The 26,702-nt window shown below is 35.5% G+C and carries 17 protein-coding genes; 9 read left to right on the forward strand and 8 right to left on the reverse strand.

The features are described from left to right. The first annotated feature begins 69 nt into the window (after nt 1-69). From ligA to IP023_RS08190, 4 genes are all read left to right on the forward strand, one after another. Nucleotides 70-2,085 carry an NAD-dependent DNA ligase LigA gene (gene ligA / locus IP023_RS08175; protein ID WP_262914386.1) on the forward strand — a complete coding sequence of 672 codons (2,016 nt, stop codon included), beginning with the start codon at nt 70-72 and terminating at the stop codon, nt 2,083-2,085. A gap of 22 nt (nt 2,086-2,107) precedes the next feature. After that, nucleotides 2,108-2,983, forward strand: a complete 876-nt coding sequence (gene dapA / locus IP023_RS08180; RefSeq protein WP_241789778.1) for a 4-hydroxy-tetrahydrodipicolinate synthase — start codon at nt 2,108-2,110, stop codon at nt 2,981-2,983. 519 nt (nt 2,984-3,502) lie between these two features. After that, entirely contained in the window at nt 3,503-4,921 is a 1,419-nt protein-coding gene (locus IP023_RS08185; RefSeq protein ID WP_241789779.1) for an amino acid permease, read from the forward strand. Nucleotides 4,922-5,309: 388 nt separating this feature from the next. After that, nucleotides 5,310-6,452 carry a DEAD/DEAH box helicase gene (locus IP023_RS08190; protein ID WP_241789780.1) on the forward strand — a complete coding sequence of 381 codons (1,143 nt, stop codon included), beginning with the start codon at nt 5,310-5,312 and terminating at the stop codon, nt 6,450-6,452. 101 nt (nt 6,453-6,553) lie between these two features. Here IP023_RS08190 and IP023_RS08195 read toward each other — a convergent pair whose 3' ends face one another. The 5 genes from IP023_RS08195 to IP023_RS08215 all read right to left on the reverse strand — a co-directional run bounded on the left by IP023_RS08195 (nt 6,554) and on the right by IP023_RS08215 (nt 15,308). Further along, a complete protein-coding gene (locus IP023_RS08195) occupies nt 6,554-8,503 on the reverse strand; it encodes a heavy metal translocating P-type ATPase (protein WP_241789781.1) in 1,950 nt (649 codons plus the stop codon). Between the two features lie 13 nt (nt 8,504-8,516). After that, on the reverse strand, nt 8,517-9,764 hold the full coding sequence (locus IP023_RS08200; RefSeq protein ID WP_241789782.1) for an efflux RND transporter periplasmic adaptor subunit: 1,248 nt from the start codon (nt 9,762-9,764) through the stop codon (nt 8,517-8,519). Between the two features lie 4 nt (nt 9,765-9,768). Then, nucleotides 9,769-14,127, reverse strand: a complete 4,359-nt coding sequence (locus tag IP023_RS08205; RefSeq protein ID WP_241789783.1) for a CusA/CzcA family heavy metal efflux RND transporter — start codon at nt 14,125-14,127, stop codon at nt 9,769-9,771. A gap of 109 nt (nt 14,128-14,236) precedes the next feature. Next, complete coding sequence (locus tag IP023_RS08210; RefSeq protein WP_241789784.1) at nt 14,237-14,557, reverse strand: DUF6660 family protein; 321 nt, start codon at nt 14,555-14,557, stop codon at nt 14,237-14,239. Between the two features lie 118 nt (nt 14,558-14,675). Next, entirely contained in the window at nt 14,676-15,308 is a 633-nt protein-coding gene (locus IP023_RS08215) for a LysE family translocator (protein ID WP_241789785.1), read from the reverse strand. A gap of 266 nt (nt 15,309-15,574) precedes the next feature. On the opposite strand from IP023_RS08215, the gene IP023_RS08220 reads away from it, so the two are divergent. From IP023_RS08220 to IP023_RS08235, 4 genes are all read left to right on the forward strand, one after another. Further along, complete coding sequence (locus IP023_RS08220; RefSeq protein ID WP_241789786.1) at nt 15,575-15,823, forward strand: hypothetical protein; 249 nt, start codon at nt 15,575-15,577, stop codon at nt 15,821-15,823. 108 nt (nt 15,824-15,931) lie between these two features. Beyond that, nucleotides 15,932-16,408 carry a thermonuclease family protein gene (locus IP023_RS08225; RefSeq protein WP_241789787.1) on the forward strand — a complete coding sequence of 159 codons (477 nt, stop codon included), beginning with the start codon at nt 15,932-15,934 and terminating at the stop codon, nt 16,406-16,408. 87 nt (nt 16,409-16,495) lie between these two features. Further along, entirely contained in the window at nt 16,496-17,323 is an 828-nt protein-coding gene (locus tag IP023_RS08230; RefSeq protein WP_241789788.1) for an aminotransferase class IV, read from the forward strand. Between the two features lie 249 nt (nt 17,324-17,572). Continuing rightward, nucleotides 17,573-19,351 (forward strand): AMP-dependent synthetase/ligase, encoded by a 1,779-nt coding sequence (locus IP023_RS08235; protein WP_241789789.1) that lies wholly within the window; start codon nt 17,573-17,575, stop codon nt 19,349-19,351. 61 nt (nt 19,352-19,412) lie between these two features. Here the strand turns inward: IP023_RS08235 and IP023_RS08240 are convergent, their stop codons facing one another. Beyond that, on the reverse strand, nt 19,413-21,278 hold the full coding sequence (locus IP023_RS08240; protein ID WP_241789790.1) for a TonB-dependent receptor plug domain-containing protein: 1,866 nt from the start codon (nt 21,276-21,278) through the stop codon (nt 19,413-19,415). A gap of 69 nt (nt 21,279-21,347) precedes the next feature. Between IP023_RS08240 and IP023_RS08245 the strand changes: the two genes are divergently transcribed. Beyond that, nucleotides 21,348-22,838, forward strand: a complete 1,491-nt coding sequence (locus tag IP023_RS08245; protein WP_241789791.1) for an aminotransferase-like domain-containing protein — start codon at nt 21,348-21,350, stop codon at nt 22,836-22,838. A gap of 52 nt (nt 22,839-22,890) precedes the next feature. On the opposite strand, the gene IP023_RS08250 is transcribed toward IP023_RS08245, so the two are convergent. Then, nucleotides 22,891-23,505, reverse strand: a complete 615-nt coding sequence (locus IP023_RS08250) for a hypothetical protein (RefSeq protein WP_241789792.1) — start codon at nt 23,503-23,505, stop codon at nt 22,891-22,893. A gap of 48 nt (nt 23,506-23,553) precedes the next feature. After that, a complete protein-coding gene (locus IP023_RS08255) occupies nt 23,554-26,475 on the reverse strand; it encodes an FAD-binding and (Fe-S)-binding domain-containing protein (protein ID WP_241789793.1) in 2,922 nt (973 codons plus the stop codon). Between the last annotated feature and the right edge of the window lie 227 nt (nt 26,476-26,702).

The raw sequence follows: 26,702 nt of genomic DNA on the forward strand, positions 1-26,702 counted from the left end.
ATTTTTTATAAAATAAAAAGTAAGGTAAAAATTATTTTTACCTTCTAAATTTTATTAATTTCGCTCATCATGTCGCAAGATATTAAAACAAAAATCGAACAATTAACAGCAGAATTAAACGAATATAATTACCAATATTATGTATTGGCTAGTTCTGTTATTTCGGATTATGACTTCGATCAGAAACTTAAAGAATTAGAATCTCTAGAAAATCAACATCCCGAATATCGCGACCCCAACTCACCTACTCTAAAAGTAGGTGGAGATATCACTTCTAAATTTACTACCGTAAAACATCGCTGGCCGATGCTTTCCCTTAGTAATACATACAATGAGGAAGATCTACGTGATTTTGACGAACGCGTTCAAAAAGGAATCGGTCATCCTGTAGAATATGTATGCGAGTTAAAGTTTGATGGATTATCAATAGCTATCACCTATGAAAATGGCATGTTAAAACAAGCTATCACCAGAGGTGATGGAATGCAAGGTGATGATGTCACAAATAATGTAAAAACTATTCGTAGCATACCACATCAACTGAAACAACAAAATTTTCCCGATTTATTCGAAATTAGAGGGGAGATTTTCATGCATAAGTCTGCTTTTGTACGCTTAAATCAAGAGCGTGAGGAAAACGATGAACAAACCTATGCCAATCCTCGAAATTTTGCATCAGGAACGATCAAATTACAGGATTCACGCGAAGTAGCTAAACGTCCATTAGATTGCTTCTTGTATTTCTTGTACATGGAGAATAGAAATAAAACTTTTCAAACACATTGGGAAAGCTTAGCAGCTGTAAAACAATGGGGTTTCCATGTATCTGAACATAGTAAACTATGTAGTTCTATCGATCAAGTGATTGACTTTATCCATTATTGGGATACTGAGCGTCACAATTTGAGTTTTGATATTGATGGAATAGTTATTAAAGTAAATGAGTATGCCTACCAAGAGGAATTAGGCTTCACTGCAAAATCACCCCGTTGGGCCACATCATTCAAATTCAAAGCTGAGCGTGTAGAGACTATTTTGGAGCAAGTAACGTATCAAGTAGGCCGTACGGGTGCTGTTACGCCTGTAGCAAATCTTAGGCCTGTCCTGTTAGCTGGTACAACGGTAAAACGTGCTTCCCTACATAATGCCAATGAAATTGAACGATTGAATTTGCATGAAGGAGATACAGTATATGTCGAAAAAGGTGGTGAAATCATTCCAAAAATAATAGCGGTAAATCTTGATAAAAGAAAAGAGAATTCATCGGCTATCGTCTACCCTACGCAATGCCCAGAATGTGGTTTTGATCTTGTTCGACAAGAAGGAGAAGTTGTTCACTACTGTCCAAATGAAATAGGTTGTAAACCACAAATTGTAGGTAAATTACAACACTTCATCGGCCGCAAAATGATGGATATTCAAGGCTTAGGTGATGAAACAATAGAGACTTTTTACAAATTAGGATTAATCCAAAAAATAACGGATATCTATACATTAAAAGACAGAAAAGAGCAACTCGTTAATATTGAACGATTTGGACAAAAGTCCATTCAAAATATGCTGGCAGGTATTGAGTTATCTAAGGAAAAACCCTTTGAGAAGGTTTTATTTGCTTTAGGGATCAGACATGTTGGCGAAACTGTAGCTAAGAAATTAGCTTTGCATTTCAAAAATATTGACGCTATTCGTGCTGCAACCATTGAAGAGATTGCTACTGTACAAGATATTGGTATTCGTATAGCGGAAAGCATTCACAATTTTCTAAAAATTGAAGAAAACAACTACGAATTGCGTTTGTTGAAAGATTTGGGATTGCAATTCGAAATTGAAGAAAAAGAAGTCATTTTAGCTGGGGAGAACTTATCAGGCAAGACATTTCTAATATCGGGTGTTTTTGCAGAATACTCCCGCGAAGATTTGGCAGCGCTAATTGAATCTCACGGTGGCAAAATGATAAGTAGCATATCTGCAAAATTAAACTACTTGGTGGCGGGAGATAAAATGGGTCCTTCAAAATTAGCGAAAGCTGAAAAATTAGGTGTACCTATTATTTCTGATCAAGAACTATTAGAAATGATAAATTAATTAATAAATATATTACATTACAATGAACGAGCTTCAGGGCGCAGGAGTAGCATTAGTTACCCCTTTTAACACAGACGGATCAATAGATTTTGAATCATTAGGCAACCTAATCGATTTTCAAATCAATGAAGGAATGAATTATTTAGTGTCTTTGGGCACTACAGGTGAGACGGCAACATTATCCACTGATGAGAAGAAGCAAGTTTGGAAGTTCACTTCTGAAAAAGTAAATGGCAGAATTCCTTTAGTAGCAGGTATTGGTGGCAATAATACCATAGAGGTCGTAGATCAAGTCAAAAATTTTGATATACCAGGATACTGTGCTATTTTATCCGTTTCACCTTATTATAATAAACCTACACAAGAAGGAATCTACCAACATTATAAAGCAATAGCCACCGCTTCCGCACTGCCTATTATTTTATATAATGTACCGGGAAGAACAGGCAGTAATATGAGCCCAGCTACAACTATACGCCTAGCAAAAGAATTTAATAATATTGTTGCTACTAAAGAAGCTTCGGGCAGTTTTGCGCAATTCAATGAAATATTAAGAGATAAGCCAGAAGGGTTTTTATTAATCTCGGGTGATGACCCTGTAACACTACCGATGATAGCAATAGGTGCTGCAGGTATTATTTCTGTTGTAGGCAATGCCTATCCTAAAGAAGTATCTACACTTACAAAATTAGCATTAGAAGGCAACTATCAAGAAGCTCGAAATTACCACAATAGACTATTAGCAATCACCGACATGTGCTTTGCTGAAGGAAACCCTTGTGGTGTTAAATACATCTTGCAACAAAAAGGTATAGGTACAGACTATGTAAGATTACCTCTAGTTCCAATCGGCACTAGCCTTCAAGAAAAGATAAAAGCTGAAATGCAAAATTTTTAAAAATAATACATTACATATAAAAGGTCTTTCCATATTAGAAAGACCTTTTATATGTAATAATATTTGCAAGTAGAACAAAATGAAAAAAAAATAATCACACCAAACTCAACCTTCATTAAGCCTATTAAAACCATAAACAGCTAATAATTACGACCTATCCTTTATTATACCGTAGCATAATAAATAATAGAAGCTACTTAAATAATCTAGGTTCATATTTTTTTATAAACAATCTACTTTAAAAACAAATCGTATTATTTATCTTGTAGACGATTTTATAAAAACACTTTGTATTATACGTAAAAAGCTGATTTACGATCATTAATAATACTAGTATTATAGTATCTATATACTGTAAATAGTCATGGTCAAGAATAGCGTGGTCTTATATCAATAAGCACCGATAATACATATTTTGAATAGTTAATTTAGTATAAAAGAAATAATAAATAGTTTGAGAATATTTTTTAGGTTTAAAAATCTCAATAAGCATTTGATCAAATAATAATAACCTTCAACGTGAGCGAAAATAATAACGAAAAAGGATTGAAACGAGGATTAAGCAATAGACATATCCAGCTTATTGCTTTAGGAGGTGCTATCGGCACAGGCCTCTTTTTGGGTATAGGCAAAGCGGCAATTCTAGCTGGACCATCCGTAATATTAGGTTATGCAATTGCTGGAATAATTGCATTTTTCATTATGCGACAATTGGGCGAGATGGTTGTCGAAGAACCTGTTTCTGGTAGCTTCTCTTTCTTTGCTAACAAATACTGGGGTCCTTTTGCGGGTTTTGCCTCAGGCTGGAACTATTGGGTACTTTATGTACTCGTAAGTATGGCCGAACTAACAGCAATAGGTGTATACGTTCAATTTTGGTGGCCCGAAATCCCATTATGGGCATCTAGTTTATTCTTCTTTATAGTAATTAATGCTATCAATTTAGCGTCTGTAAAAGTATATGGAGAAACGGAATTTTGGTTTTCAATCATAAAGGTCGTAGCTATTATAGCCATGATCATCTTCGGTTCCTATTTATTAATATCTGGTAGCGCAGGTCCACAAGCCACAGTAGCTAATCTGTATAATGATGGGGGCTTTTTTCCCAAAGGCTGGTTTGAATCAAATGGTGAAGGAGGATTTCAAGGGCTTTTAGCGGCCTTGGTTGTTATAATGTTTTCTTTTGGTGGCTTAGAACTTGTTGGGATTACAGCTGCGGAAGCAGAGAATCCAGAGAAAAACATTCCTAAAGCTACTAATCAAGTATTGATACGTATACTTATTTTTTATGTAGGAGCGCTATTCATCTTATTTGCATTAATGCCTTGGCGTACTATCACTGCAGAGACAAGTCCATTTGTGGAGGTTTTTAATAGTTTAAATACCTTTAACTTTACGATAGGTGAAACAACTTACTCATTCACAAAAATACTTGCAAACGTATTAAATGTAATTGTCCTTACTGCGGCACTATCTGTTTACAACAGCTGTGTATACAGCAATTCACGAATGCTATATGGTTTAGCAGATCAAGGTAATGCGCCTAAATTTTTGAAAAAAGTAAACAAAAATCACTCTCCTATAGCCGCAATTTTGGTATCTGCAGCATTAGTAGGAGTTACTATTTTAATTAATAAGATTATCCCAGATAAAGCATTAGATATCTTAATGTCTTTAGTTGTCTCCTCTTTAATCATCAATTGGATTATGATTTCGTGGACACACATTCACTTTAAAAAGCAGAAGATTAAAGAAGGTATAAAAACTAAATTCCCCACTCTATTCTACCCTATTAGCAATATCATATCCCTACTATTCTTAGTTGGAGTATTGGTGATGATGTGGTTTACAGGATTAAAAATATCTGTTGAATTAATTCCAATTTGGCTAATTTTACTTTTTATATCATATAAAATTGTAAAATCAAGAAAGAAATAAACACTACAGGCCCATGACATCCAAAAGATTAATGGGCTTTGTTAATTATAGTACTACCTATTCATGATTAGAAATAGCTGAAATATTTACCTGATAAAAGTGAATTTCTTATCATCTATTGTCTTCAAATCCGAGCAATTACTGTGATATTTCAAAATCAGCAGTGTATTAAAATAAAATATGCTATAAAATTTATTGCTATTGAATATCTGTATTTAATACATCATTAAAATTTGTTTACAGATATTATCTCCATAAAAGAATTAGTTACGAGCATTTTACGAATTTGTGGCTGATTAGATTTCTAAATACCTTAATATGTATACAGCTATTGGTGTACTGTGCTAATCGTTGTCATATATTTTCTTATTTTTGTTAAAAATTTAATATGTCTTTTGAATCCTTAGGTTTATCTCCCGCTTTATTAAAAAATTTGGCAGATGAACATTTTACTATACCTACCCCTATTCAATTAGCTGCTATACCAGCTATCATGAATAAAAAGGATGTTCTCGCCATCGCTAAAACTGGCTCCGGAAAAACCGCATCCTATGTATTGCCTTTAATCATGAACCTTGGGCATGTAGAACCTGCAAAGAATCGCCATATTAATACATTAATCCTAGTTCCGACACGTGAATTGGCGGAACAGATTAAAGGGGTTTTTACATCATTAGCTAAAAATCTAACTCCGCCTATCAAAACATTGGCCGTATACGGTGGTAGTTCTATAAATCCACAGATGATTGCTATGCAGGGCGTCAATGTTCTCATTGCTACACCGGGTCGATTGATAGAATTAGTAGAATCTAACGCTGTCCATCTGTCAAGTATTCAAATGCTAGTATTGGATGAAGCAGATAAAATGTTAAGCTTAGGATTTAAGGAAGAAGTGGATAAAATCATTTCGTTATTACCGAGAAAAAGACAAAATATCCTATTATCTGCTACCTTAAATAGTGATCTAGAAAATATAAATCAACTAGTATTAAAAGATCCTACCATCATAAAAATAGAAGACGATGAACTAGAAGAAGCTCCTATCGATTCAATTAATCAATTAGCCTATTTAGTTTCACCAGAAAAAAAAGGTCCATATCTACGTCAATTAATTGAGAAGCAGGATATGCAACAAGTTTTGATATTTGCGTCCTCAATATTTCAAGTAGATGCAATTGTGAATAAGCTTTGTAAAAATAATATCAAAGCAAGGGCAATTCATGGAAAAAAAAGCCAAGGATCAAGAACCGAATCTTTATCACTTTTCAAAGCTGGAAAATTACGTGTATTGGTTGCTACGGACTTAATGGCTCGCGGGATCGACATTAATAACCTTCCCTTTGTAATCAATTACGAATTGCCACGCTCACCAAAAGATTATATACACCGCATCGGAAGAACTGGGCGTGCTGATAATATAGGAACAGCCATTTCATTGATTACGCCAAGTGAATTACATCATTTTACGGTTATCGAGAAAAAAATAAAAAAATCAATACCACTGATTGATATTGAGCGAGAGGGAAAATAAGCATTTATAAATTTTGATTCTTTAGTATATCAATCTTTACATAGATATAAAAGCTTAATCAGGTGATTAAGCTTTTATAATTATGAAGTAATCAAAGGCGATCAAAACTTCATTCGTTGAATACGAATAGCATTTAAAATTGCCAATAAAGCTACTCCGACATCTGCAAATACAGCCTCCCACATCGTAGCTATCCCTCCAGCACCTAATATTAATACAATTCCTTTAACGACAAAAGCTAGGGTAATATTTTGCCATACAATTTTTTTAGTATACTTTCCAATATCAATTGCGGTAGCAATTTTTGAAGGCATATCATCTTGAATCACGACATCAGCCGTTTCTATTGTTACATCAGACCCTAACCCACCCATAGCAATCCCGATATCACTTAAGGCGACCACAGGAGCATCATTTACACCATCGCCGACAAATGCCACAGTGCTATTGTTGGCTTTTATAGCTTTAACTTTAACCACTTTTTCCTCTGGCAATAAGTCACCATAAGCTTCATCTATACCTAATACTTTAGCTACATATTCGACGACATTACGCTTATCTCCACTAAGCATAACCGTCTTTACCCCATATGACTTGAGTCTGGAAATAGCCACTTGAGCATCATCCTTAATTCGATCGGCAATAGTAATGTATCCAACAAATTCACCACCGTAAGCAACAGCGATCAATGTATAGACAATCGAAGAAGGATCAACAGTATAAGGAACATTAAACTTATCCATAAGTTTAAAATTCCCCACCAATAATTCTTTTTGATTTACAAAAGCACGCAATCCATATCCAGCGATCTCCTCTGTATTATCTAACGCAATCTGGGGATCAACAGGCCCCACAAACTCGTGAATTGCTGTAGCAACAGGATGAGAGCTTAATCCCTCCAGTGCATTGACATAAGTAAGAATCTCTTCTTTATCAAAATTAGCATCAAATAAGATTTCTTGCACATTAAATACCCCCTCTGTCATCGTTCCAGTTTTATCCATGACTACATTTTGGATTGTAGCTATTTTATCCAAATAGTTGGACCCTTTGAATAAGATACCATGCCTACTGGCAGCTCCAATACCTCCAAAATATCCCAAAGGAATAGATATTACTAAGGCACATGGACAAGAAATAACCAGAAATACCAAAGCACGATACAGCCAATCACTAAATTGATAATAGGTAACAAAAAAGAAAGGAACAATAACAATTGCAAAAGCTAAAAATACAACTATAGGTGTATAAATACGTGCAAATTTGCGGATAAACAGTTCAGCGGGCGCTTTTTGTGCGGTAGCCTTTTCGACCATCTCCAATATTTTACTCAGCTTACTATCTTCATATGCCGTAGTTACCTTGACTTGACAAAGTCTATCCAAATTGATCATGCCTGCAAGAATAGGTTCACCATATTTTTTGGTATCTGGCTTACTTTCGCCTGTCAGTGCTGCCGTATTAAAGGAAGCACGCTCTGATAGCAATACCCCATCTAAAGCTAATTTTTCGCCAGCTTTAAGTTGAATGATATCACCAATTTTCACATCCGCTGCTCTTATGGTGGTTGCTATACTTCCATCTATAATTGTTGTTTCGTCGGGACGTTGATCCAAAAGTAATTTAATATTTAGTTTAGCCCGTTTGACCGCCATTCCTTGAAAAGCCTCTCCAACAGCATAAAAAAGCATTACAGCTACCCCCTCAGGATACTCTCCAATAGAAAAAGCACCAATCGTAGCAATGGACATCAGTAAGAATTCCGAAAAAACATCTTTTTTGCGAATACTCACAAGTGCTTCTTTGATCACTGGAAAGCCTACCGGCAAATAGGCGATAATATACCAGATCACACGAACAGAACCTTCAAACCATGCTGGTTGAAAATAATGATCAAATGATAAACCTATTAATAATACAAATAAGGAAAAAATAGAAGGTAAGAACATCTTTAGCTTTTCATTCTTATCCTCTTTTAAATCTTTTTTTGTATTAGTATTATGCAGAGAAGTATGCTCATCTCCATCTACTGTACAACATGTATTGCTCATAATTATTAGCTATTTAGTGTTCATGTTCCCCTGTATTATTCATTTTTGCATTTACAAAAAACGAACCCTTAGTTACTATTACTGTATTTTTAGGCAGATCAACGACAGGTGTGATAGCAGTATAACCTAAATCTGAAATACCCTTAACAATTTCTATTTTCTCAAATCTAATATTTCCATTTTTTGTCTCTTCCTCATCATGCGCATGCTCCTCTCCTTCTACATGTACGTGTGGTTTCTCCTCAATTTCTTTATCCGTTTTCACAAAAATATAAGACTTACCATCCGCATCTACTATAGCGGTATTAGGAACTGCCATTAGCATATTATCGCCTAGGTTTAATCTCCCTACAATAGTCATTCCATCTATCAATCCCTTCTTATCGCCCTGAATACTACAATGAACAGAAATTGTCTTACTATCATTTTCAAAAGAAGAACCTATCTTATATACTTTGGCATTATATATTTTATTCGGATTATTCGTCAATGTAAAATTGACCAACTGTCCAATCATAATATTAGCAATATCCTTTTCAAAAACCTGTAGATCTAGGTGAATTGCCGCATTATCTATAATCTCTGCTACATGAGAAGACACATCTACATAAGCCCCAATCTGTGCTGTAATATTACTAACGACCCCACTAATAGGAGATACAATAGTCATACCATTGCGAATATTACTATTACTTATAGTGTTAACATTAATACCCATAAGCTGTAAACGTTTTGTTAATGCTGCTTGTTGTGTACGCAGATCTTTCAACTGAGTACCTGCACTTTGTAAATTCTTCTTTGCTCCAGCTCCATTATCAAACAATTCTTGTTGGCGCACAAACTCCTGTTCTGCATAAGATATCTGATTCTTTACCATCAAATACTGCTCTTGCGTATTGATATATTCAGGATTTGTGATTGAAGCTATCACTTGACCTTTTTTCACATAATCGCCTTCTTGCACATTCACTGAATTTATAGTCCCGCCAAAGAAAGCAGCTACGATCGCTTTATTGTTATTCGGAACACGCAAAACACCATTTATCTTGGCAGTATTAGAAATATTCATCATTTCAATAATTCCTACCTCAATACCAACAGATGTTAGTTGTTCCGGTGTCAACTCTGTTATAGTAATTACTTCTTCGTGCTCCTCCTCTTCATTGTGAGCGTCAGCACTGTTAGATTCTTGTTTGGCATTACAGCTAATTAGCACCAGCGGTAACATCAAATAATATAGTATATATTTAGATAATTTCATTGTTCTATTGATTTAATATAGAATTAATACTAACTACGGATTCATTTACTTTCTGAATAGATTCCAAATACTTCAATCGAATATTCGTAGTCGTTTGTAACGCTAACAAGTACTCAACATAAGATATTTCTCCCGTTTTATACCCTAATTGGGATGCCTTAACTATTTTCAAAGCATTAGGTATAGCTTGATTTCTATAGTATTTATATTGTTCTACATCCTGATAATACTGACTCATCACAATTTTAAAATCCGTTTGCAATTGATTTTTTATTACTATTAAATTCTGCTCAGCAGCTTGTTTTTCAAACTCTAGTGATTTAACTCGAGATTTTGTAGCTCCATATGTCAATGGAACAGCCACACCTACATTTACAGAAGAAAAACGATTCCAGGGACCATAGTAACTTTCTACGTTATTTTTGACATGGTTACCTATTAAAGATTGATTCGTGACGCCAAGCGTAAAATCTGGTAAACCTTGTGCTTTTTCCAAATCCTTATTTGCTACTTGGCGCAAGATTTCATTTTCATAGAATCGCACTAAAGGATGGTTTACTAAAAGAGAGCTATCCATCACTACGTTTAAATCTAAGGGGTTATATTCCCTGTCCTTTACAATGAGAATATCTTCCTTTGTGAATAGTAAATTGCGCAATCCATCATAAGCATTTTTTAGCAAGACATCATTTTGCTTCCATAAAAGATTTATTTCTCCCTGCTGTGTTTCTGCCGTATTAATTTCTATTTTTTTGATATCGCCAGCATTATAACGCACTGTCGCAATGCGAATAAAATCTTGGTATAAACTATCCAAGCTTTTTAACTGAACAGCATTATGCTCTAAGTATTGAATCTGATAATAATAAGAGCGTACTTGCTTTACAACCTCATTAATACTTAATTCCTTTGCTATCGTCCTTTGCTGTAAGGTATTGCTATGAATTTTGCGCCGAGCAGCAAAAATAGTCGGAAATGGGATACTCTGCGAAATAGCATAGGATTGATCAAATTTTGGACTATTATACTGTCCTAATTGTCCTTCTAGATTAAGTTTTGGTAGCTCACTAATAGTTCCACGCAATACCTCAACTGATTGAATACCCAATGTATTTGATAGTATGGTTCTATTATTCTGTAAGGCTATCTCCACCAATTCATCTATAGCATATTGCTTTGTTTGCGCTGTCGCAATTTGTGAACTCAATAGCCCAGTAACTAAAATAAATAGGGACATCACTTTTGTATTAACCTTCTTCAGTCCTTTACCGTTAAAGATGATATACAGCATCGGTAATACAAATAAAGTCAAAAATGTAGCTACTATTAGTCCACCTATCACTACTGTAGCCAAAGGCCGTTGAACCTCCGCTCCTGCTCCTGAAGAAATAGCCATTGGCAAAAATCCCAATGAAGCAACGGTTGCTGTCATCAATACAGCCCGCAACCGAATATTTGTTCCTTCCATGACACGTTTATAAATATTAGTTACACCTTCTTTTTCTAAATCATTGAATGTACCAATAAGTACAATTCCATTAAGAACGGCAACACCAAATAAAGCTATAAAACCTATCCCAGCACTTATACTAAAAGGCATATCCCTTATCAATAGGGCAAAAATACCGCCAATAGCGGACATTGGAATTGCGGTAAATATAAGTAATGCCTGCTTGACCGAATGAAACGTAAAATATAATAATGTAAAGATCAACAATAAGGATAATGGTACCGCTATCAACAAGCGTTCCGTTGCTTTCTGAAGATTCTCAAACTGCCCTCCAAAAGAGAAATAATAACCTGAAGGCAACTCTACCTTAGTATTTAATTCGTGCTCGATATCTTCGACTACAGATTGTACATCACGACCTGCCACATTAAAACCTATCACTATTCTACGTTTCCCTTCTTCTCTTGATATCTGTGAAGGGCCTAATTCATACGAAATTGAAGCCAATTGGGATAATGGTATTTGATGTCCATCTTTGGTTGCTACCTGTAGGTTGCGTACATCATCAATATCCGAGCGATGCGCACTATCTAGCCTTACCACTAGGTCAAATCTTCTTTCATTTTCAAATACTTGACCAGCAACTTTTCCTGCAAATGCGGTACTAAGGACATCGTTTACTTCCTGTACACTAATACCGTAAAACCCAAGATTGCGTCTGTCGTATTGTACGTTGATCTGTGGAAGACCAGCTACTCTTTCTATTTGAGGAGTTGTAGTACCTTTTACGCCTTGAACAATACGTCCTACTTTTTCAGCATAATTTGCTAGGGTATCCATATTTTCACCAAATATCTTGACCGCAATATCTTGACGGATCCCAGTCATCAGCTCATTAAAGCGCATTTGTATAGGTTGATTAGCTTCAAAAAACACCCCTGGTATGACCTCCAATCGCTCCATCATCTCGTGTGACAATTCAGCATAAGTACGTCCTGATTCCCATTCTTTGATAGGTTTAAGAACAATCATCATGTCCGTTGCCTCAGGCGGCATAGGGTCAGTTGGTACCTCTGCAGCGCCAGTTTTACCGACTACCATCTTCACCTCATCAAATTCTTTCAAAATACGTGATGCTTGCATTGACGTTTCCATACTCTGACTCAAGGATGTTCCTTGGGGCAAAATACAGTGAAAAGCAAAATCCCCTTCTTGCAATTGGGGTATAAACTCACCGCCCATCCGACTAAACAAAAAGATACTAAATGCGAATACTGCAAAGGTGATAGATACAATAATTCCTTTTATTTTAAGTGCCTTTTCTAACACGGGCTCATATACCTTATGAATAGCTTTGATCATTCGGTCTGAGAAAGACTCTTTAAGATGGGGTTTCTTAGACAAAAACAAAGCACTCATCATAGGGATATAAGTTACCGAAAGTATTAATGCTCCAAGAATAGCAAAACCAACTGTTTTTGCCATTGGCGTAAACATTTTCCCTTCAACCCCCGTCAGGGTCAAGATCGGAATATATACAATTAGTATAATGATCTCTCCAAAAGCAGCCCTTGATCTTATCTTAGAAGCCGACACAAATACCTCTTGATCCATTTGATCTTGAGTCAATTTCTCCGTTGATTTACGAAGCCCCAAATGATGCAATGTAGCTTCCACAATAATAATAGCTCCATCGACAATCAATCCAAAATCAATAGCTCCTAAACTCATTAGATTGGCGGATACCCCAAATACGCGCATCATCCCCAAAGCAAATAACAAAGCCAGTGGAATAGCTGATGCTACAATCAAACCTGCGCGAAGATTACCCAAAAATAGAACTAGTACAAAAATAACAATCAAAGCACCTTCGATAAGATTAGTTTGTACGGTACTCATCGCTCTATCTACCAATTCGGTTCGGTCCAGATAAGGTTCTAATACAATATCATCAGGCAATGATTTTTGAATAATAGGAATACGCTCTTTGACGCGTTTTACTACATCGTTACTATTTTCACCTTTGAGCATCATTACGATACCACCCACAGCATCGACTTCACCGTTGAAAGTCAGTGCACCATAGCGAATGGCAGAACCAAATTGTACTGTAGCTACATCTTTGATAAAAATAGGTACAGAATTGTCAATCGTCTTAACTGCTATATTGCCTATATCTTCTAAAGAATTAACTAAGCCCAAACCACGAATAAAATAAGCATTGGGTTTCTTATCGATATATGCTCCACCTGTATTTTCGTTGTTTGATTCTAAGGCATTGAAAATATCTGTAATACTTATATTATAAGATTTTAAACGTACCGGATCAACCGCGACTTCATACTGTTTTAACTCGCCTCCAAAGCTATTGATCTCGGCTACACCAGGCGTACCATACAACTGTCTAGCAACAATCCAATCCTGCATGGTACGCAAATCTTTGGAGTTATATTTATCTTCACTACCCGCTTTGGGGTGCAGTAAATATTGGTACACTTCACCCAATCCAGTACTTACAGGAGCGAGTTCGGGTGATTGAATACTTTTAGGCATTGCTTCCTTGGCTTCTGCAATACGTTCAATGATCAGCTGACGTGCAAAATATATATCTACATCATCATCAAATACTACCGTTACTACAGATAAACCAAACCTTGAGATACTACGTATCTCTTCTAGATCCGGAAGATTGGCTATACTTTGCTCAATTGGAAAGGTTACAAATTGTTCCACCTCTTGTCCTGCCAATGTTGGCGCGGCAGTGATGATCTGTACCTGATTATTGGTAATATCAGGCACCGCATCAATTGGTAATTTAGTTGCGCTCCAAACACCCCAAATAATCCATATCAGTGTTGCGACACCAATAACCAATTTATTCTTAATACTAAATTTTATGATACTATCTAGCATATACTTTTTTAAAAAGATTAAATACATATATTAAGACTTATAGAATAAGACTCAATACTATTATAGACAGATACATATAAAAATGTTCTGTATTCACTTCCAAAAAATACTAGCTTAATTTTGGCGGTTGCCAAATATCTAAAACAGCATATTGAGTATTACCCTCTACCAATGTAAAGTATAATTTTTCAATATGTGCAACAGGAGGTTCTTCAGGTAATTTTGTCTTTTCTAATACGGATACCGTATACGTTTTACAACAATTGCATACACAAAAAGGGCTACAATTATCATGCGCATTAGAAGAAGAATCATGATTATGTGCTATATTCTCTATTGTTACAGCTGTATATGCAATATCATCACTACATGGAACAGTAAGTAATGACACTAAAAATAAACACAATATGACAGCTATAAATCTAAGCACAAGTCAAATATATAATTAAAAAATTAATAATACTATACATTTCACACATCTCTTGTTATTTTAACTTATTCACTATCAAACATGTAGCAAGACAGCCAAAAAATCTATCCGACATCAATTAATTCTTCGTTAACGCTACTCTAAGGCCCATCAGAATAAATACAAAACCCGATACGCGATGCATAGACTTTTGAAAAGCACTATTATTTTTCAATTTGTCCGCAAATAAGCCGACAAATAATACTAAAGACACATACCATAGTACCCCAAGAGCAACATAAGTAGATCCAAGAATAAAAAATGGGATACTAGAGCCAATTGCCTCATGGCTTAAAAATTGTGGGAAGAAAGAAATAAAAAATAAAGCAACTTTTGGATTTAATACATTAGTAATCAACCCACGTCTAAAAACACTCCAACTGCTGTTGTTCGAAATATCAACCTGCTTAATTTCTATATTTTGATTTTTCGCGCGAAAAGATTTTATTCCTATAAATATCAAATAAGCAGCACCAAGATATTTTATTATGCTAAAAGCCACAGCAGACTCTGCTAGAATAATAGACAAGCCAAAGGCTGCAAAGAAAGTATGTACTAATACTCCCGCATTAACCCCCAACGCAGAGAATATACCTATTTTGCGATTTTCCCCAAAGGAAGAATTAAGTACAAAAACGGTATCCATACCTGGAGTAATAATAAAAACAATAGTAGCAATCAAGTAGAATTGAAAGTTTATAATTCCGTACATATAGGTTTTTGATTTACAGTATACAACATTATAAAATATCTATCAAATCACAAAAACTTTTTTACCGAAAAAGAGCTTTTATTAACCAAATGTTATGATTGAATGTACTAAATACTATGAATGAGGCCTATAAACATGAAATACTTTTAAATCATACTAACAAACAATATAAAAAAGACATTTGCTAATGCCAATAGAATCCCCCTTCAAAACCAAAATTTGCTAAAGAAACACTATTATCTTATTGATAAGCAACAACAATTGGTATGACAGATTTAAAACATTTACAATTTACAGCAGATGTTCAAATTGAAAAAGGTGTAAATAATAGCAAATTCGGTAAGAGGGACTATTTTAAATTTATAACACAAACTAAAGGCCTTAGCTATGAAAGTGTCTCCAAATATAAGCTACTGGATGCTACTGGATCGATTGATGTCGCAAAATTGGCAACAAAATATGCCCCTTTTAGGCATGTAGATTATATTACGATGAGTAATAAAGATAAAGGATGAAAATTATTAAAGTAGTAACAACCTATAAGTGAATAAAATACTAAACAGTTACAGATATGTATACCAAAAGGGTGCCATTTATTAGGTACCCTTTTCTATTTTTGCGGCATGAAAAAATTCTCTTTATTGCTATTGCTATTATTTGTTAGCTCGTACATTTATGCCAATAAGATCATACAAGGTCGTATTATAAAAGTCACAGACGGCGATACCGTAACGCTTTTAGCCAAAAACAACAAGAAAATCAAGGTTCGTTTGTATGGTATTGATTGTCCTGAAAAAAAACAAGAATTCGGTCAAACTGCAACAAACTACCTTTCCTCCACTATTTACAATAAAAATGTAAAAATAGAGGTTAAAAACAAAGATAGATACCAGCGATCTGTTGGCGTGATATGGTTAGATAACACCAATATTAACCTCAGTTTACTAAAGCAAGGATTAGCATGGCACTACACGCAATACGACAAAAGCCAGTCATACGCAGATGCGGAGAAAGCAGCGCGAAAAGCTAAAAAAAATATATGGTCTACGAAAAACCCTATCGCACCATGGGATTTTAGAAAGAATAAAACAAAAAAATAGATTAGAACATACACGTAGATTTGATTTATACCACATGTTTAGTATGTTTGAATAAATAAAAAATAGACTACCTAATACTACTATAATATGCAATCGCCATACGTATTCTTTAATGGTAAATTAATTCCCGAAAGCGAAGCGCAATTAGGCATTAATGACCTTTCAATCGTCCGTGGATATGGAATTTTCGACTATTTCAAAACGGTAAATAATATTCCATTCTTCGTTGAGGACAACATTGATAGGTTATTTAATTCTGCTCGATTAATGGATTTAATAATCCCCTATTCTAAAGAAGAGATTAATACTCAAATCCAACAATTAATAGCAACAAACAATATTCCAGATTCAGGGATTAAAATCCTTGTTACTGGAGGATATAGTCCTGATGGATATAGCATTGCAGCGCCCAACTTCATTATTACTCAACAGCCATTCTCTCGAAATTCGACACTAGAAACTGCCGGTATAAAATTACATTTATTTGATTATCATAGAGCTTTTAGCTTAGTAAAATCAATAGACTATGTGATGGGGATCCAAGCATTAAAAGTTGCTAAATCAAAAGGTGCTGATGATGTTGTTTATTTCCAAAACGGATTATTGTCTGAATGTCCTAGAGCTAATATTTTCTTGGTCACTGCGGACAATAAATTGTTAACACCAGGCAAAGATGTACTCGAAGGTATCACCCGCAAAAAAATCATTGAAATGGTAGCAGGTAAATATGAAGTAGAATTGCGTGATGTTACATTAGAAGATATATTAAACGCGAAAGAAGCGTTTATTACAAGTACAACAAAAAATATTACACCTGTGACAGCCATTATAGAGCACAAAGAGTTTGGTCATGGTGCTGGTCCTATAACAAAAGAGCTACAAATTCAGCTTGAAGGGCTAATCTACAACTCTTAATAGCATGGTTACTACTAATTTTAGCCCTTCCTTTACCGCATAATTTTATTCAAAAAGATTATTGTCACCTTCTTATAAGTATACATAATAATACTTCGGGTATTATTATGTATACTTATAAATTACTAACCAAAAGTTATGCATCTCAATATTTTATTATCTTTGGAAACTTTATTGTTGAAGTAAATGTTATATAGGTATATCTACACCCACTAAGTAATTGTACGACAGGTACAATTTTTTATGAATATGGAACAAGAACAAACATTGAGATTATTTGATCTCGCGAGACGTCAAATAGATTTATTTCCTAATTTATCTATTTTCTCACATAAAATAGATGGTGAATGGAAAAATATCAGCACAGTTGATTTTTTGAAAAAAGTAGATTCCATCTCCAAAGGATTACTAGAGATTGGTGTTAAACCAAACGAGAAAGTAGGATTGATTGCGGATAGCAGCATTGCTTGGCATATCATGGACTTCGCTATACAACAAATTGGTGCTGTCGTTGTCGCTATTTATCCCAATATCACAGATACTGATTATCAGTATATTTTCAATGAAGCCGAGATAAAATTGTGTGTAGTAAGCAATAAAAGTCTTTATAAGCGTATAAGTACTCTTAAAGATTCTGCATATACGCTTAAATATGTCTTTTGTATGGATCCAGCGCCGGAAACAAGGCATTGGAGCGAATTAAAAGATTTAGGTAAGAATACACCTGACGATGTACTAAATATACGTCGCGACGCTGTTAAATCTACAGATCTAGCTACATTAATATACACATCAGGTACTACAGGTAAACCGAAAGGTGTAATGCTATCGCACAACAACATTATATACAATGTAATGGCAGCACGCGAAATAACACCTTGTAATGCCTACGATCGTAGTTTAACATTTCTCCCTCCCTGTCATGCTTATGAGCGAATGGTACTTTATACCTACTTGTATATAGGTATCACTATCCATATTGCAGAGTCACTAGACAAAATTGGCACTAATATAGGAGAAGTAAAGCCACATATTATGACGGCGGTACCTCGCTTATTGGAAAAAATATATGAAAAAATAGTTCGTACAGGTCAAGATTTGACAGGTATGAAGCGTAAAATATTTGATTGGGCTGTTAGTGTTGGGGAAGAATTTGATCCTAATCCTGCAAATCGATCTGCAGCATACAATTTAAAATTAGGTGTTGCCCGCAAGCTTGTTTTAGATAAGTTCTATGAAGCACTAGGCGGTTCCCTGCGAACAGTAGCTTCAGGATCAGCATCCTTGCAAGATAAATTGGCTCGTGTACTAATGGCGGCTCGTATCCCACTTTATGAAGGATATGGCATGACAGAGGCCTCGCCATTAATTTCTGTAAATCACTATATCAACGGTGTGCGTATTGGTACTGTAGGACTTCCCGTTAAATACGTAGAGGTAAAAATCGCTGAAGATGGTGAAATATTAGCGAAAGGTCCCAACGTAATGCTAGGGTATTACAAAAATCCAGAAGAAACCAACAAAACCATTATAAATGGTTGGTTGCACACGGGAGATATCGGTATATTAGAAGAAGGAAAGTTTATAAAAATTATCGACCGCAAAAAAGAAATGTTCAAAATTTCGGGTGGTAAATATGTAATCCCACAACCAATAGAGAAAAAGATTGTTGAATCTAATTTTATCGATCAAGCGATGGTTATTGGTGATGGTCAAAAATTTGCTTCTGCATATATTGTTCCTAGCTACTCAAATCTACTAGATTGGAGTAAAATAAATGCCCCTGAGATTATAGAATTACCAAAAGAGCAATTCTTAAAGCAAGATACTATTGTAAAGAAAATAAATAGTGAAATCCGCTATGCAAATCAGCACTTTGGCAACTGGGAACAAGTAAAGAAACCCATTATCTTGACACGTGAATTTACGATAGATGGTGGAGAGTTGACACCAACCCTTAAGATGAAACGTAAAGTAATCTTAGAGAAATACCAAAAAGAGTTCAATGCTCTATATGGAAACAATTAAGATTATCAATTATATAATGCAAAAGGTGAAGTTCAAAAAGCTTCACCTTTTGTATTTATGATTAATACAGGCGCCACTTCACACCGATTGAAACCCATCTCTTAGGTAATAAAATAGTGCCTGCCTCTGCATAACTAGCATTAAATATATTATTTACGGAGCCGTACACCTTCCATTGTGGGAATGAATAGCCTAGCTTCATATCCGAAATAAAATATGGATTATTCAGCTCCCGCTTTATGAAACGGTTTGCCCATCCTATATTGACATTATCATAGCTATAATCCAATCTTAAGATCGCCTGATGTTTGAGACTTTCCAACACGTAACGAGATGTAATTCCTGGATCATAAATCTTAGTTGTAGGATTTAGATAATTATAAGAAGCATCAATATTTAATTTACTATTAGTATGGATAGCATATTTGTAACCTGCACTTAGATTAATTCCATCTATCTTATTTTCCCCCAAATTTTGAGCTTGAAAAATCAAATCTGGATTATCACTCACCCAATCAATAAAATTGTTAATGCGACGCTTGAAATATCCCCCTTGGACGTAGGTATTATTTGTAAAATATCGTAATGCGAACTCAAATTGCCAAGCATTTTCTGGAATCAGATTTACATTACCGACATTCTTTGGTTGTGTCAAATACAAATCCGTATAAGTTGGAAGTCGTTGACTTGAGCCTACATTAAAAGAAGCTTTGAATTGATTCATAAATAAATAAGCTGCATCTATCCCTGGAAATACTTGCCATCCATACTGCGTATTATAATTAACATAAGTACCTACATTTAGATATAAATCACGAATAGCCTCCGTTTTATATTCTGCAAATAAGCCATGATTATATCTTTGGTGATCACCAATATTTGTACTGGTTATTTTTTCAGAACGACTTTCCACTCCAAAGCCAAAATCGCCGATATTTGTATTCAATAAGGAATTAATCTCTACAGCAAGAGCGTTCGTTTCATGTTCCGAACGTGCCCGTGTTAGGTCATTTCTAAAATAACGGTAATCATCCTTATTATTGCGGTAGCTAACCCGTGGCTTAAGGATAAAACGATCACTCAAGTTATGGGAAGAACCTAAAATACCAATAAATGTTTTGACTAATTCATAAGATTCACGATCACCAGGTGCTGCATAATAACCATTAGCACCAAATTCATTGTCAATATAGCCGAGCATTAAATCAATTTCATTGGCTTTATCGACCAAGTATTTTCCTTGATAATACACTTTCTTATCCAAAGTACTGCTGTTATAACGCTGACCATTTGACTTACCATAGCCCAAACTTACCAAGTTTCTAAATTTTGGATTACCCATATTCAATACAGCCTGAGCAGTTCCACCGGCATAAACACCTTTTCCATCGCCCTCTTCTTTACGTCCAAACGAAGAACCGGATTGCACGTTGATCGATGCGCTATTAACAGCACTTGTCGATGTGATTATATTTATAGCCCCAGTCAAGGCATTAATACCATAAACACGTGCAGCCGGCCCCTTCAGTACTTCAATTCGCTCCACCGCATCCAGACTAACAGGAATATTCATAGAATGATGACCTGTTTGTATATCCGAAATCTTCACGCCATTGAGTAAAATCAATGTTTGATCAAACAAACCGCCGTCCATACTTACATCTGCTTGTGTACCAAAAGGGCCACGCTGACGTATATCAACCCCACTGATGTATGTTAAAACTTCAGAAATAGACGTTACTGGCAGATTTTGAATCTGTGCACGATCAATAATCTCTATATTTCGACTCTGCTTACTAAACGGTATTTGTAACCGATTCTCCGTAATCATAATCTCTGACAGTAAAGTGGTATCACGAAGACTAGCCTGTGCTAATAGCATATTAGGTATTACCACCGAAGAAAAAAGAAGAAATTTTAAATTCATATTTTGATACTAAATTGAGAACAAAACTCCTATCTTTCCGGCATATTTAAATAGTCCACTTTATATAAAATGAGTAGTCCGGTTAATATAATCTTCTTAAATACTATCCAAATAGAGCGCGATAGCAAAACAGCAATATATCTTCAGTTGACACAACAGTTGATAAATGCGATACAACGAGGATTCTTACAGGCTGGCAATAAGTTACCCGGAACCCGAATGGTAGCCCAGCAGTTACAACTCAATAGAAATACAATCGTAGCTGTATATGCAGAATTGGAAGCCCAAGGATGGATAGAAATAATTCCAAACAAAGGAGCTTTTGTTTTAACACATTTCCATAACCCCATAACTGAACGTCCTTACACTTCGTCGATAGCTATCGAAAACTATCCTAGGCAAACAGGGTATAGCTTTAGTAAATCAATAATATTAGACTACAAATCAACTATTTATAGTACAGATTATTTCTTCACCGATGGCACAGCAGATTTACGTTTAAATAGGTTCAAGCAACTCTCGAATCAATATTCTGCTTCGATGAATAGAAAATCAACACTCCGTAATCTTTCGAAATATACGGACTATGGCAACATATTCTTCAAGGAACAATTGAGCAATTTTCTTAATCAGACAAGAGGATTACATATCAGTACTGACAATCTACTGATCAACAGATCTGCTGAAATGAATATATACCTTCTCACACGTGTACTTATTACTACGGGTGATATTATTGTTGTCGCTGAATTAAGTAATGCGACGATCAATATGACCTTCCTACAAGGAGGTGCTAAAATCATAACTATTCCTATTGATGAGCATGGAATACAAGTAGATGTACTACGAGAATATTTAAAGCAGCACAAAATAAGAGCCGTATATATCACCCCACATCATCACTACCCGACGACCGTCACATTAAGTGCTATTCGAAGGATTGAGTTATTACAGCTTGCGAATACCTATGGATTTATTATTATTGAGGATGATTACGATTACGACTTTCATTATGACAAATCAGCTGTACTGCCAATGGCTAGTGCCGATGTAAATGGGATGGTGATTTATACGGGTACATTTGGTAAATCATTAGCCCCATCCTTTCAGACTAGTTTTATTGTCGCCCCACAAAACCTCGTTCAAGCACTCTACAAGTATCTAGGCATTGTCGACAGACAAGGGGATATTATTATGGAGCAAGCATTGGGTGAAATGATAGAAGAAGGAAATATGCATCGACATCTAAAGAAATCCATTCAGATATATAGAGATCGTAGAGATTACTTTTGTCAACAATTAGCCAACAACTTTCCGGCGGAAATAAATTACAAAATACCTACAGGAGGATTAGCAACTTGGGTAACATTTAGGAAAACAATCTCTTTAAATAAGATTGCTATAAACACTCATAAACAAAACCTTACTATACCTAGAAACATATTGTATCAAAACAAAAACATAACAGCTCTACGCATTGGATTTGGTCATATGAACCAGGAAGAAATAAAAATTTCAATGGATATTTTCAAACAAGCTATAGCAGAAATCAATAACTAAAAAAGGTAAGTTTAAAACTTACCTTTTTTAATATTTTTAATTCAATTTGCGTTTAATTTCCTTCAAAAGCAGCTAACACTTGATCCCTGTAAGAAGGATCTTTCTCAGACAACTCAAAAGCCTTACGGTAAGTATCAATTACAGCGAACATTTCTGCAGGCTCTCCTTTTTCATTATTCAAGAACAGCTTAAAACTATATGTACCTGGCTTGCCTACATCTACTACCTCTTTGTTTGATGAGAAAACCGTAGGCACGATTACCTCGGATGTCATGCCACCTGCAGCTGGAACATTAAACAAACCAGATAGCGCATTGACAAAAGCATCAGATTGCTCGCCTATAGAAGACAACTTAATGGCTCCTTTGACAAAACCAGATTCTACAGGACGACCATCTTTATTGATACCTGGTTGAATATTATTCATCACTTCAATACGCATACCTACAGTATCTTTATCATTTAAAGACTTCGCAATGAATACCGTTGAAGAATCTGTTGTTATTTCTTCTGTGAAGCGCAAAAATAGCTGTTGCTTCTCTGCATTCTTATTACTTGACAATTGTTCGATAGTAAAACCCTGCGCATTGTCATTAGATGTTTGTGGAGAATTATTACAGCTCATGGCTAATAACATAATTACGCCAATTCCTAAAATAGATTTCATAGACTTATAATTTACTAATTGTTAACACTCATAAGTTACAACAAAATTTTATTTAATTAAAGCCCTATATAATATTTCTACAGGATGATAAGAAGAACGACCTACCCCATCTTTGATCTGATGTCTACATGAAGTACCCACAGCAGCTATAATCGTAGATTCCTCTGCTTTGCGAACAGCAGGCAATAATACCAATTCTGCTACTTTCATAGATACATCGTAGTGCTCTTTCTCATAACCAAATGATCCTGCCATACCACAACAACCCGAAGGAATCACCTCTACAGTATAATTAACAGGCAAGGAAAGTAGCTTCTCCGTATACCCTACCAAGTGGAATGCCTTTTGATAACAATGCCCATGCAATTTGATATGCTGCTTTTCTGCTGTAAATTGCTCTGCATGTATTACGCCTCGCTCTACCTCTTTCATCAAGAACTCATCAATCATCAACGCATTCTTTCCTAAGGCTGTAGCTGCAGGACGCAAATCTTTATCTACAAGAGTTACGTATTCATCTCTAAAAGTGATGATCGCTGAAGGTTCAATACCTAATAAAGGCGTATCTGAGGATATTATATCTTTCAATAAGGAGACATTGGTATTTGCTAGCTTCTGTGCTTCTTTTACAAAACCTTTAGACAAATATGTACGTCCGCTTTCTTTGTGTGGTGGCACAAGCACTTCATAGCCCAATGCAGTCAACAGCTTATAAGCTGTCTTACCTATCTCGGTATCATTATAATTGGTAAACTCATCACAAAACAAGTATACTTTTTTACTTTTCGTCTTCGTATCTTGTTTATTAACCCAAGATCGCAATGTCGTTCCACTTACGGTAGGTAAAGAACGGGCAGGAGCAAAACCAACAACTTGTTTTATTAAACCGGAGAAAAAAGAATTTTGTGAAAAGAAATTATAAACAGGAGCTACCAAAGAACCTAATTGCTGTGATTTGGTGAAATTAGCAATTACATGAGATCTAAATGAAGCTCCATTCGTATCGTAGTAATGTTGTAAAAATTCTGCTTTCATCTTAGCGACATCTACACTTGATGGACATTCTGTTTTACACCCTTTACAACTCAAACACAAGTCCATTACTTCTTTGATCTCTTCATGATCAAATTTATTCTGCTTGCTGGAGTTTGTCAAAAATTGACGTAATATGTTAGCACGTGCACGTGTTGTATCTTTTTCATTGCGTGTCGCCATAAACGAAGGACACATTGTTCCACCTGTAATTTCTGTCTTACGGCAGTCACCCGATCCCGAACATTTCTCCGCCAAACGAAGAATACTTTCATCTTTGGTAAAATCAAAATATGTTTTCAGCTCTTTCCCATCCACGACATTGTCATAACGCAGGGACGTATCCATAGGAGGCGTATTAACAATCTTGTTAGCATTAAACACTCCCTTTGGATCAAATATATTCTTGACATCCTGAAGTATAGCATATACCTTATCACCTAAAACTTTACCTATAAACTCACCTCTCAAACGACCATCACCGTGCTCCCCACTCAATGAACCATTATATTTCAATACAAGATCTGTTGTTTTTTCAAGTATGGTTCTAAATTGTTTTTTCCCTTCCGAAGTTTTCAAATTCAAAAAAGGCTCGATATGCAATTCCCCAGCGCCTGCGTGCGCATAATAAGAAGCATGTACCCCCTCGGCTTTCAGCAATTCTTGTACATCGGCTACATAAGCGGGTAAATCTACTGGTGAAACCGCGCAGTCTTCAATTAGATTCACCGGTTGACTATCGCCAGGTAGGTTACGGATCAACCCTAAGCCGGCCTTACGTACATCCCAAACTAGATTAGCTTCCTGTGCGCCAGTTATAAGTGGATAAGCATAGCCTAATCCTTGCTTAATTAAGTCTGCTTTAAGAGCTTCTGCCTTTTGCACGATCTCTTCTTTGCTGTCTGCACGAAATTCTACAATCAAGAGTGCTTGCGGATCACCTTCGATAAAGAAACGGTTATATTGATAAGTAGGATGCCCTACCGTAAAGTCCAAGATATATTTATCAACTAATTCAGAAGCTTCAGGACGGTGCTGTAGTGCGACCACATTGCCATGCATACATTCGACCATGTCCGAGAAATGCACACACAACAAACCTAATTCTTTTGGAGGCAAAGGAATCAGCTTTATTTTAGCTTCTGTCACAATCCCCAAAGTTCCTTCAGAACCAGCCAACAATTTACACATATTAAAAGGCTCGGATTGATCGACCAGATAATCTAGCGCATAGCCTGTATTTCTTCTTGTTATATCTTTTTTTGGATAGCCTGAATTTATAACCTCAATATTCTCCTTATCTGTAATAACAGCATTCAAAGATCTATAAAGATCTCCTTCTCTACCTTTTAAAGATAATTTATTAAAGTATTCCTTTGGCCCCAATTCCTCAAAAACAACTTCTGTACCATCATTTAAAATGACAGTAGCAGCAATCAAATTTTGACGGGTATCTCCCCACACTATAGAGTGCAATCCTGAAGAATTATTACCGATCATACCTCCCACCATAGCTCTGCTTGCTGTTGAGGTCTCTGGACCAAACATCAAGCCTAGCGGTTTCAAATAGGCATTGAGATCGTCACGAATAACACCAGGCTGTACTCTTGCCCATTGTTCGTCGACGTTCACTTCTAGAATACTGTTAAAATATTTAGAAACATCAACGATAATCCCTGACCCAACAACTTGACCTGCTAATGAAGTACCTGCTGTTCGTGGGATTAAGGTTACCCCATTATCATTAGCATAAGCTACTAACGTTAATAAATCATCTTTGGTATACGGAATAGCTACAGCAACAGGTAATTCTTGGTAAACAGAAGCATCTGTCGAATAAGCTACTCGTACAGTCTGATGCTTTGCGTTTAAAGGATCAAAATATAACTCACCAGTTAACTGATTGTTTAGTTTTTCTAAGGTTGACAAGATTGACATTATTTTTAAATACTATTTAGTAACAAATCTAATCAAACAATACCATTTTTTGCGTATCTTGGAATAGAAATAGTGCTTTTTTTGCGCATGTATTTATTATTATAAAACAAATATTGCACAATAACACAGGTAAAACCTATAGCCCAATCATTAAATCCAAACAAAACAAAAAAACATCAACACTGAATATCATACATAATATCCACCTATAATTTGTATTTTATTCT

This window comes from Sphingobacterium rhinopitheci (assembly GCF_022627575.1).
Classification (GTDB): domain Bacteria; phylum Bacteroidota; class Bacteroidia; order Sphingobacteriales; family Sphingobacteriaceae; genus Sphingobacterium; species Sphingobacterium rhinopitheci.